This is a genomic window from Candidatus Leptovillus gracilis (genome assembly GCA_016716065.1).
Lineage (GTDB): Bacteria > Chloroflexota > Anaerolineae > Promineifilales > Promineifilaceae > Leptovillus > Leptovillus gracilis.
On the sequence record JADJXA010000029.1, the window covers coordinates 12,108 to 33,048 of the forward strand.

Here is a 20,941-nt window from a genome sequence, read left to right on the forward strand (position 1 = left end):
CAAGAGAGCGCCTACACAGGCGCTCTCTTCGTTTCTGGCCCGCCTCTTGTTGCATAACCACAACAATTAATTGACTTCTCTCTCTGGTATGGTGTACACTATGGACGAAAAATGTTTCATTTTGAAGCATAAATGGTCCATATGATGCAACAACAACAGCCCTTACCCGGCCTGCCGGCCGAACCAGCGCCAATCTACGACCAAACCCATCCTGCCGAGCGCGCCCTCTTCGAGCTAATGCTCGGTGATTTTCCCTGGTCGGATACCTACCTGGCGCTGCTCGAAGAGGGGTGGGAATGGCGCAAAGCCGCCTACATCGCCTGGGCCAGCCTGCCCGCCACCAGCCGCCGCCCGCCCAGCCTCGGCCAATTCGCCGACGTTATCGGCCTGGCTACCACCAAGCAAATTCGCGCCTGGCGGCTGAAGAATAAAGCCATAGACCTGGCCGTACAGCGTCTCAGCCTCAGCAACCTGCTCGACGACGCCCCGGCCGTCATCCAGGCGCTCATAGACAGCGCCAGCGACGCCAACTACAAAGCCGCCCCCGACCGCAAGCTATTCTTCGAGATGACCGGCATGTACGTACCCCGCTCCAGACTCGGCCTGGCGCTAGACACCACCGAAGACGACGCCGACATGAGCAGCCTCAGCCGCGACGACCTGGCGCGACTGGCAGGCATGGGAACCGCCGACGATGAGTGATCGCGCCCGGGCCGCCCGCCAGGAGTTTGCCCGCCGACTGCTGGCCGAGCGCTCCCTCATTGACTTTTGCGCCTACGTAGACCCGGACGCGCGCATCAGCGACGACGGCGACCCCTTTGTCAACAGTTGGTATCGCGCCGCCCATTTGCAGCTCATCGCCCACTACCTGGAATTGGCCGAGTCCGGCGAACTGTGGCGCGACGTGCCCGGCGACGGAAAAAAAACACTCATCATCACCACCCCGCCGCGCCACTGGAAATCCAGCCTGGTTAGCCGCAAATTCCCCGCCTGGTTTGTCGGCCGTCGCAAAAGCGCCAACCGCCCCCACCAGGTCATCCTCGCCAGCTACGGCGCGACCCTGGCCGAAGCCAACAATCGCGCCGTCTTAGAACTGATGGTGCAGCCGCGCTACCAATCCGTCTTCACCGGCATCCAGCTTAGCAGCAAAAGCCAGGCCGTGAATGAATGGTCATTGGCTGGCGAACCCTACCCAACGGCCGTAGCCGCCGGCGTGGGTGGCGGCCTCACCGGCCAGGGCGCGGACGTACTGGTAATAGATGATCCCATCAAAGACCGCGCCGAGGCCAACAGCGCCACCGCCCGCGCCCGCCTCTGGGGCTGGTGGGAAGATGTGGCCCGCACCCGCCTCAACCCCGATGGCTTCGCCGTCATCGTCCTCACCCGCTGGCATCCTGATGACATCGTTGGCCGCCTGCTGGACCAACAAAAACGCGAGCCAGGCGCAGAACGCATTGTCCACTTGCGCCTGCCCGCCCTGGCCGAAACACCCGCCGAGCGTGAAGCCGCCGCCAGCCAGGGCCTGCCCTGGGACAGCAAAGACCCCCTGAACCGCGACCCCGGCTTTGCCCTCTGGCCAGAGCGCATCACCGCTGAAGAACATGAAGCCACCAAACGCGCCGCCCCCACCAGCTTCAACAGCCTCTTCCAGGGCCGCCCCTCACCCGAAGGTGGGTACGTGGTTGGCCGCGACAATTTCAAATTCCTGCCCCAGGCTCCCAAGACCCACATCAAGTGGGTCATGCCTGTAGACTGGGCCTACACTGAAAAGCAGGTAGCCCCGCGCCACAAAAGCGACCCCGACTTTACGGCCGTTGGCCTGCTCGGCCTGTGGACCCCCAGCGGCAACAAAGAAGATGCCCGCCTGGTCTTGGCCTTCGCCGACCGCATCCAGGCCGATCAGCACGGCGCTAAAGAATTCGTCAAGCGCAGCATCCTGGCCCTGGGTCGGGGCGTGCCCGTGCGCAGCGCCCAGGACGGCATAGACCGCCTGTTCCTGTCGTCCATGCGCAGCGACCCCCAACTGCTGCCCTACAGCATCAAGAACCTGCCCCACCTGCCCGGCGACAAAGTGACAAAGGCCACCCCCTGGATGGAAATGGCCCAGGCGGGCAACTTTTACATAGTGGTTGGCGCATGGAACGAAACCTTCCTCAGCAGCGTCGAGCAGTTCCCCCACGGCGCCCATGACGACTTAGAAGATATGATCAGCGTCGGCGCGCATTACTACGGCCTCGGCTACAAAAGCCGCCAGGTCAGCGCCGCCGTTGTGCAGGGATTCGGTAAATGAGCAAATCAATCTTTGACCTCGACGAATTCAAACCCTACGCCCGCCAATTCATGGCCCGGCGCAGCCGCGCCGCCCGTTACTGGCGCTATTACAAAGCGGAAGCCTACAACAATCCGCAAAACGGCAGCCCGATGGGTCAATTTGTCCTCAGCCGCATCGCCGACGCCACCCGACCCCTTTTCACCCCGCTGGCCCGCGCCGTCAACCTGGATGTCGCCCTCATCCCTGGCGGCTGGCAGCTGGCCGCCACCGCCAGCCAACACCAGGACGCCATGGACGTTCTATTCCGCGAAAGCGCCTGGCCGGTGGAAGGCGACCTCTTTGTAAAGTACGTCGCCAGTATGGGCGAAGCCGCCCTCTACATCAGCGATGAGCGCGTGAGCAAGCGGCTGCGCTTGCAGAGCTTGCGCCCCGACGCCTACCTGGTGGTCCCTGCTGGCCGCTACGACCCCACCCCTGCTCTGGCAATTTTGCTCACCGCGGGCACGGACGAAAAAGGGGACGTAACCGAAGAGGCCACCATCCTGCAACCCAACCTCGTGCGCACCTATGTCAACGGCGAACCGAAAGGGGTAGACGGCCGTTCGCCCCAATACACCAACGCCCTCGGCTTTGTGCCTATCGTCGAATGCAAAAACGACCCCGGCGACGGCGCTGGCGAACCCACCTTCGACGACGCCATCGCCAGCCTCAACCAGGTCAACATCCAGGCCACCCACCTGGCGAACATCATCCAAAAACACGTCGAACCGCAGTGGGCCGCCTTCGGCGCTGAGGCCGGCGACCTGCAAAAAAGTGGCGACCTGGTCTGGTTTTTCCCCGAAGGCAGCGACGTGAAAGCGGTGTTGGCCGCTGTGGACTTCGATGGCGTGTTGAAGTTCATCCAGGAAATCAAATCAGAGGTCAAAGACAGCCTGCCAGAACTCAGCCTCAGCAAATTGGTGGGCGTCGAGCGCGTCGCCGCCGCCACCATCGAGCTGCAAATGGCCGAAGCCGTCTTCAAAATTCGCCGGATGCGCAAGCCGGTAGACCTGGCCGTTGCCGATGCCCTGCGCCTGGCCGGTCGCGTCGCCGCCGACATCGGCCGTCCCGACCTGGCCGCGCTCAATGACCCCACGCTGGCCTTTGACGCCGACCGGCCGGTCATCGGCATGGACGCCCTGACCCGGCTGCAAATCGAATCCGCCAGCCAGACCACCGCCATGAGCCGTCTGGCCTTCGAGCGTGAGCAGATGCTGATCGCTGGCCAGCAGGGCAAGGAGACGCCCGATGCCTGACATCCAGACCCAAATCATCAATCTTGTAGACAGCGCACAGGCCGCCCAACTGCGCCAAGAAAATGCCCTGATTCAAGAAATCGCCCGCGCCTATGAGAATGCCCGGCGCGACTTGTTGGCGCGCTTCAGCGACCAATTTGCCGCCCTGGGCGACGACCCCACGCCGGAGCAAATCCGCCAACTAGCCAACGACGCCAACCTGATTCGGGCCATCGAAGAACGGCTGGCGCAGCTAGAACACGAGATGAACGGCATCATCCGCAGCGGCCTGACCGATGTCAGCGACGCAGCCTTCGACCTGGCATCGAAGGAAATCGTACTCGTCGCCGAGGCGCTGGGCGTCAATCTGCTGCCCTTCGCCCTGGACGCCTTCATGGAACTGACGATTGGCCCGGCCATTGAGCAAGTGCCAGGGCTGATCAGCACGCTGCGGGCGCAGCTGCTCGGCACGCTGCGCGAAATGCTGGCCAGCGGCGACCGCTTTAGCGACATCGTGCGCATCGTGTATCAGCGTGAATTGGGCATCTTCCCCCGCGGCCGTATCTCTGCCGAACTGATGATTCGCCGCGCCGTCATCCAGGCTGGCAACAACAGTAAAATGCTCTACTACGCGCAGGCGCAAAAGCAAATCCCAGGCTTGCAAAAACAGGTGGTCGCCAGCGTTGGCGGCGATACCACCGACACCTGCCTGCGCGCCCATGGCCAGATACAGCCCTTAGACAAACCATTCAACATCGAGGGCACGCCATCCTACGGCCGTCGCCAGATGCAGCCGCCATTTCATTGGAACTGCCGGTCCAGCGTCGCCCCCTACCATCCCATTTTCGAGCGTACCAGCAGCCTGACCACCCCGGCCATGCAGGCCGCGGCCCAGGCTGAATTAGCCAATAGATAGATAACGTGGCGTAGCACGTAAAAAACGAAGGAGAAAACCATGTCTGACGTAACACCTCAACCAACTAACCAAGCAGCGCCGCCACCGGCCACCGACGCCGCCACCGCCCCGCCGCCCGCAGCCGCCCCCGGCCCCGTGCCCTATGAGCGATTCGCGGAGGTCAACAAACGCGCGGGCGAGCTGGCCGCCCGCCTGGAAGCGCTGGAAAAACAGCAAAAGGACGCCGAAACCCAGGCGATGAGCGAGCAGGGCAAGTGGAAAGAACTGGCCGAACAGCGCACCGCCGAACTGGAAAAGGAGCGCCTGGAACGGATCCGCCTCAACGTGGCGCTGAAAACTGGTTTGCCGGCCGAATTCGCCGGCCGGCTCATGGGCAAAACCGAAGAAGAGCTAACGGCCGATGCCGCCACCCTGCTGCCATTGGTGCGCCCCCAAACACCCGGCAATCCGCCCGCACCATCGCGCACGCCCACCACGGCCTTCACCGCCGAGCAACTGCGCGACCCGGCCTTCGTCCGCAAAAACAAAGCGGAAATTCTAAAGCAGAACCGCAGCTAACAAGCAGCTAACAGCCGCTCCTCGTCGCCGGACGTTAAATGTGTTCTGGAGCGCACATTTACTAAACAAATTTACACACACATCTAACGAGGAGATTCACACATGGCAACCATTCAGATCGCCGACCTGGGGACCATCCCCACAATCGTAGCCGCCGAAGCGCTTGGCTACCTCAAAAACAACACCGTGCTGGCTCGCCTGGTAGCCCGCGACTGGGACAACGAGGTCGCCCAGAAAGGGCAGACCATCAAGATTGGCTACCCTGGCAGCCTCAGCGCCAACGACAAAAGCGCCGAAACCGTCATCACGTTGCAGAACCCGGCCGCCAGCGAATACACCGTCACGCTTAACAAACACAAAGAAGTTTCTTTCGTCATGGACGACCTGGGCCGCTTCCTGGCCAGCCCAGACTGGTTCTCCATCTACATGGAAACCGCCATGGCCGTCCTGGCCGAGCAGATAGACGCCGACATCGCCGCGCTGTACTCTGGCTTCAGCCAGACGATTGACGCCAGCGCCGGGCTGTCTGAGGCCAACTTCCGCCTGGCGCAAAAGTACCTCAACACCGCCAAAGCGCCGCAGCGCCAGCGCTACGCCGTGCTGCACGAAGACGCCGCCTACGAGGCTACCGGCATCGAGCGTATCGTCAACCGTGACTACGCCGAAACGCTGGGCAGCCTGGCCGCCGAGACGATGGTGGGCAAATTCGCCGGCTTTGAAATCTTCATGGACCAGGGCATCAAAACCTCCACCACGCAAAAGAACATGTTCTTCCACCGCAACGCGATGGTGCTGGCTACCCGTCCCCTGGCCGTGGCCCCGGCCGGCATGGGCGTCATGCAAACCATGATGAATGAAGATGGTATCGGCCTGCGCGTGACCCTATCCTACGACCACGACTACCTGGGCGCAAAATGCACCGTAGACGTGCTGTACGGTGTAGCCGAGTTGCGCGACAACCACGGCGTCGTCGTCTCCACCGCCGACCTGTAGTCACAGCCTGATGATGAAAGATTGAAGATTGGCAGCAATCTTCAATCTTCAATCGCCAATCTTGATGAGGAACGTATGAACTTCCAAACCAACCGTAATCTAAAAGTGGCCGCCAAATTCACCATCGGCGCTGAGGATACCAACGCCATCAACGTGGCCATCCAACTGCGCGACCGTGAAAACGGCAATGAACTGACCGAGCGTGTGGCCTTGAACTGGTATCTGGCCAGCAATGCCACCGGCGACGCCATCTCCAGCGCCCCTACAGGCGGCATCGCCATCGGCACCGATGGCTTGCTTATCGAGTGGACCAACAATATCTCTGGCCTGGTTGTGTCTGAGGCCGATGGCGACATTGATGTCACCATCACGGACACAGGCACGCCCACCTTCTACCTGGTCCTGGTTGCCCCAGACGGCAAACTCTACCCATCCGGGGCCATCACCTTTGCCTAATTGTTAGCGATTGGCGATTAGAGATTCCCAATCTCCAATCGCCAATCCCCAATCTCAAGGAGAACAAACCATGACCACAAAAACCAAAAGCGGCCCCCGCAAAGCCGCAGCCGCAGAACCCGCGTCGCGCTATTTTATTGTCAACCCCAAAGGGACCATCCATGAATGCGACGCCGACCACGCCAAATGGCGGCTGGGCCAGATTGGCTATCGCCAGGCTACCCTGGAAGAAGTAAAAGAGCTGATGGCCCGTGGCGGCAACCAGCGCTTCGACGACCCCATCTGTGACCCCTGGTCGCCAGAACCCGCCCCCCTGATTGGCCTGGAAGCCCTGGACCTGCAAGAAGAAGGATAAGCAATGGCCCACCCAAACCGGCTCTACAATGGCGACTTTGCCCGCGACCTGAACAATTGGGATGTGGATGGCGCGGCCGCGCACATCACCAACCAGGGCAATTACGAATTGGGCGCGGCCAGTTTGCCGTCGTCGGGCAGCGCTATTCAGCAATCATTTTCCATTGGCGTAGGCCGCCCCTACATGGTGGAACTGGCCCTGTGTGGCGCAAGCGCCGACGGGCAGGCCATCCTGACCATCGAAACCAACGACGAGGAAGCGGTCTATACCACCAACCTGCTGTTCAGCGCCGCCGAGTGGAGCCGACACGCTGAGCGGGTGGGCCTGCCCTGGGGCGATTACAACATTCGCGTTGGCTATGTGGATGCCGCCTGCTACGTGGATGATGTGTCCGTTGCCTACGTGGTGGCTACGCGCCAGGAGTTGGCGCAAAAAACCGCCAACCGCCTGGGGGCACTGGCCGCCAACGCCGGCTACAGCACCGGGGCAATGCAACAATCGCCAGAAGGCGATTACACCGATGCCATAGATGAGGGACTGCGGGCCGTGGGCGCATTGGACCCGGCCGGGCGGCCCGACGTGCGCTACGTAGACCCGGAAAACCTGACAGCGCTTTTGGGCGCCATTGAATTGGCGATGCTGCACCGGCTGCACCGCTATTGGATGACCAAAACCAACTACCAGATCGGCCCGCGCACCGAATACCTCAACCAGATACAGGCGTCCCTGCTGGCCCTGACTGGCGGCGCGGTAGGCGGCCGACCGGCCAGCGCTGGGCGCGGCGTGCAAACCCGTCGCCTGCGGCATGGAGATACCCTGTGAGCAGCTACGAACAAACTGTGGAATTTAGCCTGCCGGACAACCCCGGCGCATCGCTGACCTTTATGCCCCAGGATAGCATCTTGATTAATGCGGCCGGGGAGATTGTGCCCCGCACGGCGCGCACCGCCACCACAGACGACGAGACCGGCGCAGGCTCCATTGACCTGCCTGTGCCCGACGATACCGGCCGGCGCGTGTGGCGTTGGACGGTGGTTTTGCCCGATGAGGAGACGGGGCAATTTGAGCTAGGCCGCCACACGGGGGTAGCGCAGCTTAGCGTGCTGCTTACGTTGGGGATGACGCCGCAGCCCGCCTCCCCCGGCTCGCTTGCGGCGTTGATTGCGGCCTATTCGTTGCCGCAGGCGCAGGTGGATTGGCTGGATGATTTGCCGGTAGTGAAGGGGTATTTGATGCAGCGCACGGCCGTGCCTGCTGGCGAAACCGTAACCATACCGGCTAATCACCAGATGGTGGTTGTCGGTGATTTTACCGTTGATGGCGAGTTGATCGCTGTTGGCGACTTGGTGATTCTGGATTGAGGTAAAACATGAGCGTAAAAACAAACACGATTGAAGAGCGCACGGCTGATGCCGGTGTGACCATTGATGGCCTACAAATTAAAGATGGCGGACTACCATCTTTGCCCGGCGCGGGGATTACAAGCGACCAGGCGGCAGCGCTGGCGGCGTACCAGGTGGCACTGGCTGAAGCGGAAACGGGCGATGCACTGCTGAAAACAGCGGGCGGGGTGGAGTTTGGGGCGGTTAGCGGGGGCGATCCGTATTTGGAGTATGTAGCACTGCTTTCGCAAGTGGGAGGAAACGCGCCATCCGCTGCGGTCCTGAAAAACACCATCGGTACAATAACCTGGTCTAGAGTGGGGGAGGGAAACTACATCGGAACGCGCACCGGCGCATTTCCAAGTGGGAAAACGGTAGTTCTAGTAGGTACGGTTATCACAGAGATGATTTTTATGACCGCCGGGCGAGCAAATAATAATCAAATTTCTGTGTCAACAATGGCAAATGATGGGAACTATTACGATGACAATTTACAGGAAACTGCCATTGTTATTCGCGTTTATCCTTAGTGCCGCCTGCTCCCCGCGCCCGGAGCCGCCGCCCGCACCGCTGCCAACGACGGAAGTGGGGCAGGAAGAGGCCCCGGAGTATGTGATGTGGCTGCCGGTGGTAGCTTCTGGAAATGCGCCGAAGGCGGGTGTGGCATTTTCTAGCCATACCGATGGCGCGGCGCGGGTGGCGCTGCTCGGTCGCAGCGTGGCCTACTGGCGTGGATGGCAGGTAGGCGGGTCGTTACCAGGCGACCAGTGGGGCTTAAAGTACACGCCGTCGCTCTGGTGCGACTTCTTCGCCAGGCAGGGCGTGACGCTGGAGCTACGGCCGCAAATGCACGTACTGGATGCGTTGGGGCCGAATTATGCCAGGGAATTACTGTTTCTCAATGAGCCAGACTTGGCGTTTTACGGACATCATGGGCAATGCGAAGTGTCGCCATATCGGGCGGCGCAGTTGTACGCGCACGTGCGCGAAAAGCTGCCCCATGCCCGGCTCGTTGGGCCGGGCATCAGCCACGTGGATTACCAGAATGATTTCCAATGGTTGGAAGCCTGGTGGCGGGCAGTGGTAGCCCTGACTGGTGAACCACCAGATATGGCAGCCTGGGATGTACATAATTACATCCAGCAGGGCGATCCGCTCGCCCCCTATGACGCGCTGGAGGCGTGGCTGGAGGCGCGCGGCGTGGATTCCCCACGTTTTTGGATCAGTGAATGGGGGAGCTGCTCGCCGGCGCGCACACGATTGATGCGGGCGGCCTTCGATTCTGACCCGCGCATCGAGCGCCACTATTGGTACGACCAGTACAAGGCTTATTGGGACGGCGAGCCGCGCTGCATGACATTGTTTGAGGAGCAGGGACCGCTGCGGTTGACTGCCGTTGGCGAGGCGTTCATCGGCGACCGGAACAGCGGTCTATCGGCCACGAATCGGGCATTTACGGAGGCATACCCATGACGGCATCCCTGGCCGCAACCACCACCGCCAGCACCAAACGCGCCCCCGCCGCCAGCGGCGGCAAAGTCGGCGCGCCGGCCGCCTACCTCACCGGCCTGGGCATCGTGCCCATCCTGCCCGCCGCTCGCGAACTGACCGAGCAGGCCCAGCTGCAAAATCCCCGCGAGGCCAAACAAACCTTCATCTTTGCCAACAGCGCCAACGCCCTGCCCGATGTAGCCGAGGGCGATCTGTTGGTCGTCGCCGGCGTCGAATACCTCATCCACCTGGTCAACGAATGGCCGCGCCCAACCGAAGGCAGTTACCTGGAAATCCTGATGACCCAAAGGAAAGTGGCATGATTGACGTCAACACAGCCAGTGTAGAAGACATCGAGCGCGTCCAGCGGCAGTTGGCCGAGGTCATCACCCAGGTAGGCGACGGCGACGGCCTGGAGGGCCTGCTGACGCTGGCCACCATGCAGGCGCTGCGCTTTGTGCTGGCCCACATCGAGGTAGACACCGGCCGGACCAAGAACAGCGTCTTCCCTACCGTCAAAGGTGGCGAAGCCAAGCTCGCTACAAACGTTTCTTACGCGCCATTCGTCCGCGACGCCGGCCATTCTGAGCAATTTTTCCGCTACGCGGACCGTGTAGAAGGGCCGCGCATACAAGAATCCTTCGGTCTGGAAGTGCAGGCCAGAGTAAATAGGGCATTCACATGAGCATTACCGACCGCGCCGCCATTCGCGCCGAAATCTCGGCCCTTTTCGACAGCATTACCGCTGTCGAAGAAAACCTCGCCTACCCACCGTTGGCCCTGGAAGGCAAAAGCCCGGTGCTGTATTTGCACACCAACGGCACGCTGCCCATCATGCTCAGCCGCCACGCCAACCAGGTAGACCACCAATTCATTGTTACTGTGGCCGTCAACCGCCAGCGGCATGGCGCAGATGAGGCGGAGAATGTGCTGGATGAGGTGTGGACGGCCGTAACCCAGGCCATCCGCACCACCCCCACAGGCGTCAGCTACATGAGCCTGGTCATGGACAACCAGCGCAGCACCCCCTACTTCGCCACTGTAGACGGCATCGCCTACCGGTTCGAGGAAATCTATCTCACAGCCCGGTCAAACATCACCGGCTAAGGAAAAGCAAATCTTATGAGCAGAAAACAAGCCCCACCCAATTCAGAACCCGCCATCCCCGCCGCCGCCTACGCCGCTGGCCTGGTCTACATCGGCCAAAACGGCGCGCACATCAGCGGCCTGCCCGCCCGCGACCTTTCCCCCGACGAAGTCGCTCTGTTGTCTCCAGAACAGGTAGATGTCTGCCTGAAATCCAATTTGTACGAGGTGAACAATGAGTCATAAAGCATTAACCTATTGGCAAGGCGGCATCGAAACCACCGCCCTAACGCCCATCGCCGCCACCCGGCGACTGTATGAGATCGGCGAAGTGCCCGAAGAAAAGCGCGAAAAAGAATACGTCCAGCAAGCTCGCCAAAACTTCATGCAAAACTTCGACGTGCTGGAAACCAGCGCCCAAACCGAATTCACCCTGGAAGCGCCGGCCCTCAGCTTCAACGACCTGGCCTGGTGGGCCGAGTTGTACTTCAAAGGCGGCGTCTCCCCCACCGGCGTGGGTCCATACGTGCGCACCTACAACGGCGCCAGCACATCCGACGACCTGAAAACCGCCACCCTGGAAGTGGCCGATGGCGTCGGCGCGTTCCAGATTCCCGGCGTCATGGGGTCTAAGCTGGAAATCAAAGGCAAAAATGGCAGCAAGCCCGGCCCTGTCAGCGCCAAATACGACCTGATCGGCCAAAAGGTCACGCCAGGCCACACCATGACCGCTGCCCTCAGCGAGCGCGACCTGGTAGGAACCTACATGGTTGCCCAGCACGCTCAATTCTTCCTCAACGACTCGGCCGGCAGCATCGGCACAACCGAATTGGCTACCCTCATGGAATTCAGCGTCAAGCTCGACAATAAAGTCGAAACCATCTTCTTTGGTGGCGATTCGTTGGCCTACGGTGGCAGGCGCCGCGACGAACGTTACCTGGAAATCATGGTCAAGCTGCTCTTCGACGCCACCAGCTACAGCGAATTCACCAGCAAATTCCGCACCAACGCCGCCCGCTACGGCCAGCTCAAAATCAGCAATGGGGCCAACAACATCGCCGCCTTCAACTTCCACACCAAATTCGATACATTCGGCTGGCCCGAAGACGGGGCCACGCGCCAGGTATCTCTGCTCGGCCGCAGCGTTTATGACGCGACTTTGGGCTACGACTGGCAGTTGGCCCTGACCAATCAGTTGGCAGCCATTTAAAGCAAAGCCCGCATCATCATGAAATCGTCCACACCCTCAACCGACACCGACCGCATCTTAGAAGCCCTCGACGTCCTGACACAGCAGATCGCCAATGTGGAGTGCGAACTGGCTGGGGTACGCGCCGACATCCAGCACATCGGAGTGGGGCAGGACATCACAAAAAAAAAGCGGACGACCTGGAGCGGCAGTTACATGCCGCCCTCCTGGAGATTGCCCGCTTCCGCGCCTGGCGCGACAACACCATGCGCCAGCAGAAACATGTAAGCGCCAACGCCGCCCGCGACCGCGCTGTCGAGATCAGAAAGATTCTAACCGACCTGTTCACCCTGGAGGATATGAAGTCGCTGGCCTTCGACCTCAACATCAACTACCAGGCCATTGGCGGCGATACCGTAGATGAATTTAGTCGTGAATTGCTGCTATACTGTGAGAAGCGCGGTTTAACAGACACACTGGTACACCGGGGCCAGGAGTTGCGACCACACGCACCCTGGCCCGTCTTATAACTTTTTTTTCAGCAGACTGGCCGATTCATCGGCCACAATGGACTAAAGGAGAAAAGCCCATGCCCAAATTGCAGAAAACAGTCACCCCTGACGGCATCGCCTTACTGAAGGTGCCCTGCCCCGAAGAGATATTCGACGTGACAGACGCCTACGTCATGCGCCGCAAGCGTGTGGCCATCCACAAGCTAGATACCATTGCCGCCTTTAAGCCGGGCCAGGAAGAGGAGATGTATGACGTATTCGCCGAGTTAATCCCTCACTGGCGCGTTCCTGATGTGGAAACCGGGGAATCGCTGCCCGACCTGGCCGATGACCCCGCCGCCCTGACGCGCATAGACACAGAGCAGCTGGCCTGGCTGGCTAAGATGCTGCGCCAGACACCGTCGCAACTGGCAAGTGCCAGCCCAAAGTTAATGAGCGGCCAGATGTAATCGGCCTGTGCGCCCGCTTCGGCTGGCTGCCCAGTTGGGTCTACGACGAAGACTGGGGCGAGATGGCCGAATTACAGGCGCGGGTGCTGGCAGACACGGCGCAGGCGGAATACGACGCCTGGCAGCAAAGGGTAAAAGCAGGATGGCAACAAAAACCCAACTAAGTCTTGAAGACCTTCGCCCCTTCTTTCGCGCTATGCGTCGCGCCCTGCTGATGGTCGTGCGGGCGATTGAACAAATGTATCCAGATGGATTAGAAGCGTAGCTATCCACCCCGGCATCTGGCCCGCGCGGACACTCGCCCCGGCCCCTGACAACTGACCTGAATAGTCAGTTGTCAGGGGCTTTTTTTTTGAACTATGGCCGATTCAATCATCAACCTCATTATTCGTGGCAAGGACGAAGCCAGCGGCGTATTGGGCGGCGTGCAGGGCAGCGTAGGTGGCATGGGCACGGCGTTGGGGTCTGTGCAAACCGCTGGCGTGGTAGCGTTGGGCGCTATAACCACAGGAGCGGTTGCAGCTGGGACTGCGATCTTAGGATTGGGGTACGCTGGACTAACAGCGGCGATGGACATGGAAACCCAGATGGCCATCATCGCGTCCAATATGAATACAACAAAAGAGGCCATCGCCCCCCTCGGTGATTTAATCAGCGAGCTTGGCCTGGACCCGAATCTGAAAGTGACCGCGGTGGAAGCTGCCCAGGCGATAGACATGTTGGCTCGCAACGGCCTAAACATGCAGCAGATATTAGATGGGGCGGCGCATTCTACCGTGCTGCTGGCTAATGCCACGGGGGCCACATTCGACACCGCGGCGAATATCGCCACAGATGCCATGGCCATCTTTAACATCGAAGCTGCCGATATGCAGAATGCGGTCAATGGCATTGTTAGCGTTACAACGGCAAGCAAGTTCGGCATCAATGACTACGCCCTGGCGCTGGCGCAAGGCGGTGGTGTCGCAGCGACGGCCGGGGTGTCTTTTGATGAATTCAACGCGACCATAGCGGCCATTTCTCCGTTGTTCGCCAGCGGCTCTGATGCTGGTACGTCGTTCAAAACGATGCTCACCATGTTGTCTTCGCCGACTGATGAAGCGCGCACGCTCATGAATCAACTGGGCCTGGAGTTCTACGACGCCGAAGGAAACATGAAATCCATTGCGGCGATTAGCGGTGAACTAAACAGCGCCCTTTACGGTGTGAGCGAAGTAATGGTCGAGGTGGGCGGTCGCACCGCTGCGCAAAATGCAGAACTGGAACGCCTGCAAAAAATGCACGCAACTGCGGCGCAGTCTATCGCCGATTACGAGCTGGGAATCAAGGGAGCCAGCTTAAGCGAAGACGCACGGGCCAAAAAGATTGCCGAATTACGTACTCAGCAAGCCAATCTCGAAGCGGCAATGCAGCCCCTCGTTGGTATTACTGGGACTTTAACCGCCGCCACTCAGCAGTTGACCGAAGAGGAACGAACCGCTGCGCTATCCACGCTGTTTGGCGCGGATGCCATGAGAGCAGCCGCGGCGTTGGCCAACATGAACGAGTCCGCGTTCGCAGAACTCATGACAACCATGGGGCAAACAGACGCAGTTGTTAACGCGGCCACGCGGATGGATACGCTTTCGGGTGTCATCGAGATTGTCAAAGGAGTAGGCGAAGGTCTACTCCTTAGCTTTGGCAACGGCCTCTTGCCGCTGTTCAGGCTCTTTGCTGATAACGCTCTGGCATTGGCCACACAAATATTGCCGCGTATTGAAAGTGGCCTGGCAGTAGTCAGTGAGGTAGTTGGCGGATTCTCCAGCAATTTGGCTGAAGGCATGAACCCCTTGAATGCCTTCATTGAAGCCATTTGGGACATAGCTCCCCCTGCACTATTGACTGCGTTAGTCGGATTCCGTGATGACATTTTGCCTGGGTTGATCGGACAAATAAGCGTCATCAAAGAATCCGTGGTCGCGTTTATCTCGCCTATTGCGGATTGGATAGGGCAAAACGTCCGGCTTAGTGATGTGCTGGGTGCTGTAGGGTTGGCTATCGCATCTGTGGTCATTCCGGCTATTGCATCTGTGGTCGTGGCCGTCGCGCCAGTGATAGCTGTTTTTGCGGCCGTTGTTGGGGCGGTCGCTCTGGTGCGCACTGCATGGGAACAAGATTGGGGAGGCATCCAGGCAAAGACCAGCATGGTCTTGAACTTTGTGCGCACCGAAATATCCACCGGTCTGGCGGAGATTCAGCAATTCTGGACGGAACATGGGGATACCATTATGGCCACGGCCGCCGCCGCCTGGGAAGCCATCCAGCTGGGTATCGAGACGGTGATCGGCGTCGTCCAGGATGTGCTGGGGCTGTTCCGGCTGGCCGCCGAAGGCGATTGGTACGCCTTTGGCGAAACGCTGCGGACGATGACCGACACCGTCTGGGAAACCATCAAAGGCACCATTAGCACGGCCGTCGAAAACATCAAATCCTTCTTCACCTCCACCGACTGGGGCGCAGTTGGCGGGGCCATCGTCACCGGCATTGCCAATGGTCTATCGGCCGCAGCCGGGGCCATCGCCGATGCCGCCCGTTCCGCTGCCCAGTCCGCCCTGGAAGCCGCTAAGGGCTTCCTGGGTATCGAATCCCCCTCCACCGTCGCCGCCGCCCAAATCGGCCGCCCCTTCGCCGAGGGCGTCGCCCTCGGCGCAGAGCAGGGCATGGGCGACGCCGGGGCGCGCATCCAGCGGACCATCAACACCAACCTGGTACAAGGCACGGCCGTGCCTCCCTCCCTGGCCACTCAGTCCGCCGCCCGGCCCGTACAGGTCAACCATTACTATCAAGTCACAATCAACGACACCCGGTCTATGGGCCTCTTCCTGGATTACCTGCAATCCATCAACGGCCAGACCGCATACGAGGCAATTCAATGAGCATATTGCGAATTAGCAACGGCACAACCACCGTAGATTTATACGACACGGCCGGGCTGCACCTGAAGCGGCATGGCTGGAACCCCCTGCTGGCCGTCGAAAACGAATTCGGCGACTACAACGACGTAACCGACGCCATCAGCCTGAACTGGGCCGCCACCACCGACAACGTGCGCGACGCCACCCTGCAAAACCTGGTGCGCCTGGGCCACCAGGCCCGCGCCTACGAGCGCGACCGTCGCATTACCAACCCTGTCTGGCTCGAAGCCCGTACCCCCACCGAAACCAACAGCCGCTACGCCCTGCTGCGCTCCATAGACATTCCCCAACTGGACTCCTGGCACTGGGGGCCGGCCCGCGGCGTAAACCTGGCCCTGACCATCACCCGCGAAGGCGCCTGGCGCGCCCAGTCGCCCAGCGTCACGCCGCTGAACATCACCAGTATGGTCAGCGGTACCATTTACAACCACGCCTATGGCCTCACCAGCAACTACCTGGATGTGCTGGGTAGCAGCGCCCTCGGCGACGCCTACGCCCTGCCGGTTTTCCAGGTGTCTCACACCAACCGACAAGACTTTTGCACCATCGCTCTGCGCAGCCGCCTGACACAGGCGGAGTTGGGCGGATTCCGGCCGCACTTCCACGCCGTCAACTTCGGCGACGCCACCTACCTGGTGGCCGATGCCGGCGCCACAGGCGGCCAAAAATGGGAACGGGCCGTCAGTGGCACAGGCAGCATGACCAACCACGTGGCCCTGCCAGTCGGCCTCAGCTATTACACCGGCTCCTACCTGGTCTTTGCCGTCGCCAAAGCCACCGCCGCCCTGACATCGCTGCAAATCGGGCACAGCATCCAAACCACCTTTGCCGAAAATGCCAACCAGCCAGTTACCGTACCCGTCACAACCAGTTTCATGCCGCTTTACCTGGGTCGCATCACCATGCCCCCGTCCGGTTCCGTGCCCGGCCTCAGCGACCCGGCCGCCTACTACCTCAACCTACAGCTTGCCTGGAGCGGATCCGCCACATTCTCCCTGCGCAACATCTACATCGTGCCTGTGGACGAGGGCGTGTTCACCATCACCGACCCCACAGCCGATTTTGTCGCCGACAGCGTATTAGAACGCACCTGGAACCGTTCCAGCGGCAACGCCTATCTGGACATAGCCCCCATCGTGCGCGGCCGTTACCTGCGGCTGCGCGCCGGCTGGGTAACACGGGTCATGTTCTTCTACCACAACACCGACGCCAAAGGCGGCGTGGGTCCAACCGAAACGGCCGCCGTCAACGTCCGGGCGCTGCTGCGCTATCTGGGCATCAGGGGGAACACATGATCACCATACCGGCGCAGCTCGCCAACATGAACTTATTCCAGCCGCTCAACGTCAAGTCGGCGGCTGTTGAAAACGGTGACATCACCTGGGCCTGCTGGCCCACCTACCGCCGCCAAACGCTGGCGCAGGGTGGCGACCATATGTCCACCTGGTCATTCAGCGCCAGCGACGAAATCTTAGACCGTTGGTTCGATGAATACCTGGGCTGTCACTTCGAGGAATCCTTCGGCGGCGTCGGCACATTCAGCGGCCTGGTCTACACCATGCGCCTTAGCTACAACGGCGTGGTCCTGACCAAGAGTCTCGACGACATGGCAAACAGCGTGCGCGTCAGCTACAAAACAGACAGCGCCGCCGCCGAAGCCATCACAACGGCCGTAACCAACCCGGCCAGCATCGCCCGCTACGGCACCAAAGAGCATCTGGAAAAACTCGGCAGCATCTACATCAGCCCCACAACAGCCGGTTACTACGCCGATAACCTCCTGGCCGCGCTCAGCCAGATACGCGCCGCAATGGAAGAAGCCCGCTTAAGCGGCGCAAGCCAGCCAGGAACCCTACAGGTAGAAGTGCGCGGCTACGTCCACACCCTCAACTGGCGCACCATCACAAACGCCAGCACAACCACCGTCGCCGCCAGCGCCGCCATCACCGCCGCCCTCGCTTCCGCGGAATTCGTCAGCGCCGGGGCCATCGCCACCAATGCGGCCACCATCTCCGAGGAAGCTGCCAGCGTGCCCCTGTGGGAACGCATCAAAGCCATCACCAAATGCGGCAGCAGCACCCAACGCTATTTGGCCGGGTGCTACGCGGGCACGTCGTTGGATTACCAGCCCGCCGACGAGACCACCATCGCCTATGAGCAAGAAATGCGCACCCGCCGCCGCCTCACCTACCTGCCCGGCAGCGGCGAGATTGTGCCCGCCCCATTGGTCCGCCCAGGCCGCGTCGTTTTTGTCCGCGACCTGATGAGCGGCCGCCCCATCAGCCCCAGCCTGTTGGATGATCCACGCGCTCAATTCGTCGAAATGGTGGAATACAGCATGGAGGGAGCTGTACTCAAAGGCGAACCGCGCCGCGACGCCGACAAAGCCAGCGCCCTGGCCCTGGCCCTTAAAACCATCAACCCGCGCCAGGGGCGGCCAGTTATTGACCCTATAGTACGCATTAGCTAAAAGGAGAACCCCATCATGACAGTAGAAACCTGGGCAATCATCCAGCCCGCAATCGAAACCCTTGTCACCCTGTTTGTTGGTATGCTGCTCATCGCCCTGGGTGTGCAGGCGCGCACCTGGTTAACGGCGCGCGTAGGCCAGGCCAACCTGGACACGGCCGTTCGCCTCATCCGCACGGCCGTTCTGGCCATCGAGCAAGAAGGGCTGACCGGGGCGATCAACGACAAAAAAGAAGCCGCCATCGCCTACGCCGAAGAGCTGCTCGCCGCCAACAACATCCACGTGGACATTGCCACCATCAGCCACATCATTGAATCCCTCGTCTACGACGAATTCAACCGCTGGTACGCGCCAGAAGACCCAACCCCCTAAACCTCTCCCCCTCCTCACTCGTTGCCAAAAAAAGGTCACTGGTAAATTTACCAGTGACCTTTTCTCTTTCATCATAGGCGCAAATGATCCATCGGCGACGACCGCGCCATCGCCGCCTGCAAATCAATCGCCGCTGCCTGCACATACCGCTGCGTTGTCACAATCTCGCTGTGGCCCATGATCCGCTGCACCTCCCAGGCCGACGCCCCGTGCTGCACCAACATGCACGCCCCCGTTGTTCGCAGCAAATGCGGATGCACATCCACCTTAGCCCGCCTGCCAATACGCCGGATCAGCTTCGCCAACGTCCCCCGCGTCATCGGCAGCCCATAATTGCGCTGCTCATTGATGATCAGATAATCATCCTTATCGGCGCCGCGTCGCGTCATCAAATAATCGCCAATATAACCATTTGCCTTAGCCGAAAACGGCACGGTCCGGTCTTTGCCCCCCTTGCCATCACGCACATACACCTGACCGCCTCTATTCCCCGTTTTCACATCCTTAATCCGCAAATTCGCCAGCTCAGACACCCGCAGACAGCTTTCCACCGCCAACGAAATAATTGCCTTGTCGCGCACGGCCGTTGGCCGACTAGACCGCGTAAGCGGCTTTGTATCCCAGGGATCAGTTTTGTCGCAGGCGTTAATCAACAACACAACCTGCTGTGCGCTCAACGGCACAACAGGCTTCAACGGCACATGGGGCCGCTTCACCTGGCGCACAACATGAACCTTCGCTACCTTGCGCTCCACTGCCCACGTCCACAAGCTGCTCAGGGCCGTGTGCATATTCTGCACCGTTTTCGGGCTGCGCTGACGTGGCGGCCGAGGCGCAACGCCAGCCGGAGACACCAACTCCGCTTGCACATGCACCAAAAACCCCTCAATATCATCCCTGGTAATCCGGCTCATCACCGTCGTCGCGCCCGCATACGCCACAAACTGCCGGGCAACCACCCGATAGCCGCTCAGCGTATTAGGTCGCAGCATCCTCGACGAGCAGTGGCGCAGCCATTGCTCGACCGCAGCGTCCAACGTTATCAACTCCAACTTACTCTTAGCCATGTGGTCTATACCTCCGTAGACTTCTTTATGCCGTCCAATGTGGACTATAAATAGTCCATAAAACCGCTAAAAATACCGCCATACAAGGATGCAACCCCTAAATATGGCGGTCATAGTGGGCGAAGAGGGACTCGAACCCACGACCTCACGGATGTGAACCGTCCCTGTAAATTTGCAACCACAGCCCACATATCCACCAAACATCGCTTATCCTTGTAGACTCCAATTCTACGACGCCGTATGGACTCCGCTTTCCCCTAATTGGACTCAAAATAGTCCATTCTCGCCCGATAATCCTAAGCTCCAGCAATTTACCTTGTGGACTATTAATCGTCCACGCCAGCAAAGGAGCTTTCATGAAAAGTGCAAACCGTCGCAAATTCTTAGCCATTGGCTGCCTGGGCTTCATCCTGCTCTGCGGACTCACCCTCCTGGCCGCCATCGCCGACAACGCCCTGCGCGATGCCGGCATACTGCCCACCTACACCGCCACCTATACCCCAACCATTACCCCAACCAGCACCCATACCCGGCCGCCAACCCTCACACCCACCAGCAGTCACACATCCACCCCGCAGCCCACCGCCACCGCCACCCCTACCCGCATTCCATCAACCGCCACCCCTACCCGCATTCCACCAACCGCCACCCTGATGCCTGTGCCCATCAGCCTGATTAGCCTCACTTCGCCCGTATCGCCCAATAGCAACGCCACCCTGACCATCCAAACCAACCCCGGCATCGTTTGCAATCCTGGAATCCGTTACGCCAGCGGTAACAGCGTGGCTGAGGGCATGGGGCCAAAAACCGCCCCGGAAGATGGCTTGTTATCCTGGACGTGGACTGTCGGTCCTTCCACCACCCCGGCACATGGACGGTGTTCATTAACTGTTAGCCACACCTCTACCAACAGTGGCCGTTCACTGTCAACTAATGACACATTTAGAACAGCCGTTCTTGACTATCACGCGATAATCTTCTATTATGATGAAAATGATAGGAGGTTCGCATGAAGCAAATCGGTATCAATTTAGATGAGGAAACAATTAAACAGATGAGAGAGCTGGCGGAATTATGGGGATTGCCAGAGGTTCGTCATAACACGCCTGTAATATCGCGTTGTGTTGAACGTATTTGGCTGATGG

The 20,941-nt window shown here is 60.0% G+C and carries 26 protein-coding genes; 25 read left to right on the forward strand and 1 reads right to left on the reverse strand.

Annotated elements, in window-relative coordinates; translation table 11 throughout:
* The first annotated feature begins 141 nt into the window (after window positions 1-141).
* From IPM39_29460 to IPM39_29570, 23 genes are all read left to right on the forward strand, one after another.
* Window positions 142-702, forward strand: coding sequence for a hypothetical protein (locus IPM39_29460; protein ID MBK8990145.1), 561 nt, complete (start codon window positions 142-144; stop codon window positions 700-702).
* Complete coding sequence (locus IPM39_29465) at window positions 695-2,290, forward strand: hypothetical protein (GenBank protein MBK8990146.1); 1,596 nt, start codon at window positions 695-697, stop codon at window positions 2,288-2,290. The genes IPM39_29460 and IPM39_29465 overlap by 8 nt, the downstream gene beginning before the upstream one ends.
* A complete protein-coding gene (locus tag IPM39_29470; protein ID MBK8990147.1) occupies window positions 2,287-3,567 on the forward strand; it encodes a hypothetical protein in 1,281 nt (426 codons plus the stop codon). Before IPM39_29465 ends, IPM39_29470 begins: the two co-directional genes overlap by 4 nt.
* A complete protein-coding gene (locus IPM39_29475; GenBank protein ID MBK8990148.1) occupies window positions 3,560-4,462 on the forward strand; it encodes a hypothetical protein in 903 nt (300 codons plus the stop codon). Before IPM39_29470 ends, IPM39_29475 begins: the two co-directional genes overlap by 8 nt.
* 39 nt (window positions 4,463-4,501) lie before the next feature.
* Window positions 4,502-5,020, forward strand: a complete 519-nt coding sequence (locus tag IPM39_29480) for a hypothetical protein (protein ID MBK8990149.1) — start codon at window positions 4,502-4,504, stop codon at window positions 5,018-5,020.
* Window positions 5,021-5,122: 102 nt separating this feature from the next.
* Window positions 5,123-6,013 carry a hypothetical protein gene (locus IPM39_29485; GenBank protein MBK8990150.1) on the forward strand — a complete coding sequence of 297 codons (891 nt, stop codon included), beginning with the start codon at window positions 5,123-5,125 and terminating at the stop codon, window positions 6,011-6,013.
* Window positions 6,014-6,088: 75 nt separating this feature from the next.
* Complete coding sequence (locus IPM39_29490) at window positions 6,089-6,469, forward strand: hypothetical protein (GenBank protein ID MBK8990151.1); 381 nt, start codon at window positions 6,089-6,091, stop codon at window positions 6,467-6,469.
* A gap of 70 nt (window positions 6,470-6,539) precedes the next feature.
* Entirely contained in the window at window positions 6,540-6,824 is a 285-nt protein-coding gene (locus IPM39_29495; protein ID MBK8990152.1) for a hypothetical protein, read from the forward strand.
* A 3-nt stretch (window positions 6,825-6,827) separates the two neighbouring features.
* Complete coding sequence (locus tag IPM39_29500) at window positions 6,828-7,646, forward strand: hypothetical protein (GenBank protein MBK8990153.1); 819 nt, start codon at window positions 6,828-6,830, stop codon at window positions 7,644-7,646.
* Window positions 7,643-8,185 carry a hypothetical protein gene (locus tag IPM39_29505; protein ID MBK8990154.1) on the forward strand — a complete coding sequence of 181 codons (543 nt, stop codon included), beginning with the start codon at window positions 7,643-7,645 and terminating at the stop codon, window positions 8,183-8,185. The genes IPM39_29500 and IPM39_29505 overlap by 4 nt, the downstream gene beginning before the upstream one ends.
* Window positions 8,186-8,193: 8 nt before the next feature.
* On the forward strand, window positions 8,194-8,736 hold the full coding sequence (locus IPM39_29510; protein MBK8990155.1) for a hypothetical protein: 543 nt from the start codon (window positions 8,194-8,196) through the stop codon (window positions 8,734-8,736).
* Window positions 8,714-9,679: a hypothetical protein gene (locus IPM39_29515; protein ID MBK8990156.1), complete on the forward strand. Its 966-nt coding sequence runs from the start codon at window positions 8,714-8,716 to the stop codon at window positions 9,677-9,679. The genes IPM39_29510 and IPM39_29515 overlap by 23 nt, the downstream gene beginning before the upstream one ends.
* On the forward strand, window positions 9,676-10,020 hold the full coding sequence (locus tag IPM39_29520) for a hypothetical protein (protein MBK8990157.1): 345 nt from the start codon (window positions 9,676-9,678) through the stop codon (window positions 10,018-10,020). Before IPM39_29515 ends, IPM39_29520 begins: the two co-directional genes overlap by 4 nt.
* Entirely contained in the window at window positions 10,017-10,382 is a 366-nt protein-coding gene (locus tag IPM39_29525; GenBank protein MBK8990158.1) for a hypothetical protein, read from the forward strand. Before IPM39_29520 ends, IPM39_29525 begins: the two co-directional genes overlap by 4 nt.
* Entirely contained in the window at window positions 10,379-10,804 is a 426-nt protein-coding gene (locus IPM39_29530) for a hypothetical protein (protein MBK8990159.1), read from the forward strand. Before IPM39_29525 ends, IPM39_29530 begins: the two co-directional genes overlap by 4 nt.
* Before the next feature lie 15 nt (window positions 10,805-10,819).
* The gene (locus IPM39_29535) at window positions 10,820-11,029 is read left to right on the forward strand and encodes a hypothetical protein (GenBank protein ID MBK8990160.1); all 210 of its coding nucleotides are present in this window, start codon (window positions 10,820-10,822) and stop codon (window positions 11,027-11,029) included.
* Complete coding sequence (locus IPM39_29540) at window positions 11,019-11,993, forward strand: hypothetical protein (protein ID MBK8990161.1); 975 nt, start codon at window positions 11,019-11,021, stop codon at window positions 11,991-11,993. The genes IPM39_29535 and IPM39_29540 overlap by 11 nt, the downstream gene beginning before the upstream one ends.
* Window positions 11,994-12,094: 101 nt before the next feature.
* Window positions 12,095-12,502, forward strand: coding sequence for a hypothetical protein (locus IPM39_29545; protein ID MBK8990162.1), 408 nt, complete (start codon window positions 12,095-12,097; stop codon window positions 12,500-12,502).
* Window positions 12,503-12,561: 59 nt separating this feature from the next.
* Window positions 12,562-12,933: a hypothetical protein gene (locus IPM39_29550; GenBank protein MBK8990163.1), complete on the forward strand. Its 372-nt coding sequence runs from the start codon at window positions 12,562-12,564 to the stop codon at window positions 12,931-12,933.
* 359 nt (window positions 12,934-13,292) lie between these two features.
* The gene (locus IPM39_29555) at window positions 13,293-15,848 is read left to right on the forward strand and encodes a phage tail tape measure protein (protein ID MBK8990164.1); all 2,556 of its coding nucleotides are present in this window, start codon (window positions 13,293-13,295) and stop codon (window positions 15,846-15,848) included.
* The gene (locus IPM39_29560; protein MBK8990165.1) at window positions 15,845-17,182 is read left to right on the forward strand and encodes a hypothetical protein; all 1,338 of its coding nucleotides are present in this window, start codon (window positions 15,845-15,847) and stop codon (window positions 17,180-17,182) included. The genes IPM39_29555 and IPM39_29560 overlap by 4 nt, the downstream gene beginning before the upstream one ends.
* The gene (locus IPM39_29565; GenBank protein MBK8990166.1) at window positions 17,179-18,357 is read left to right on the forward strand and encodes a hypothetical protein; all 1,179 of its coding nucleotides are present in this window, start codon (window positions 17,179-17,181) and stop codon (window positions 18,355-18,357) included. Before IPM39_29560 ends, IPM39_29565 begins: the two co-directional genes overlap by 4 nt.
* 15 nt (window positions 18,358-18,372) lie before the next feature.
* Complete coding sequence (locus tag IPM39_29570; GenBank protein ID MBK8990167.1) at window positions 18,373-18,729, forward strand: hypothetical protein; 357 nt, start codon at window positions 18,373-18,375, stop codon at window positions 18,727-18,729.
* Between the two features lie 71 nt (window positions 18,730-18,800).
* Here the strand turns inward: IPM39_29570 and IPM39_29575 are convergent, their stop codons facing one another.
* The gene (locus IPM39_29575) at window positions 18,801-19,796 is read right to left on the reverse strand and encodes a tyrosine-type recombinase/integrase (protein ID MBK8990168.1); all 996 of its coding nucleotides are present in this window, start codon (window positions 19,794-19,796) and stop codon (window positions 18,801-18,803) included.
* Between the two features lie 356 nt (window positions 19,797-20,152).
* Between IPM39_29575 and IPM39_29580 the strand changes: the two genes are divergently transcribed.
* Window positions 20,153-20,809 carry a hypothetical protein gene (locus IPM39_29580; GenBank protein ID MBK8990169.1) on the forward strand — a complete coding sequence of 219 codons (657 nt, stop codon included), beginning with the start codon at window positions 20,153-20,155 and terminating at the stop codon, window positions 20,807-20,809.
* Window positions 20,806-20,941 (forward strand): hypothetical protein (locus IPM39_29585; GenBank protein MBK8990170.1); only part of this gene is annotated, 136 nt, incomplete at its 3' end. The genes IPM39_29580 and IPM39_29585, both read left to right, overlap by 4 nt.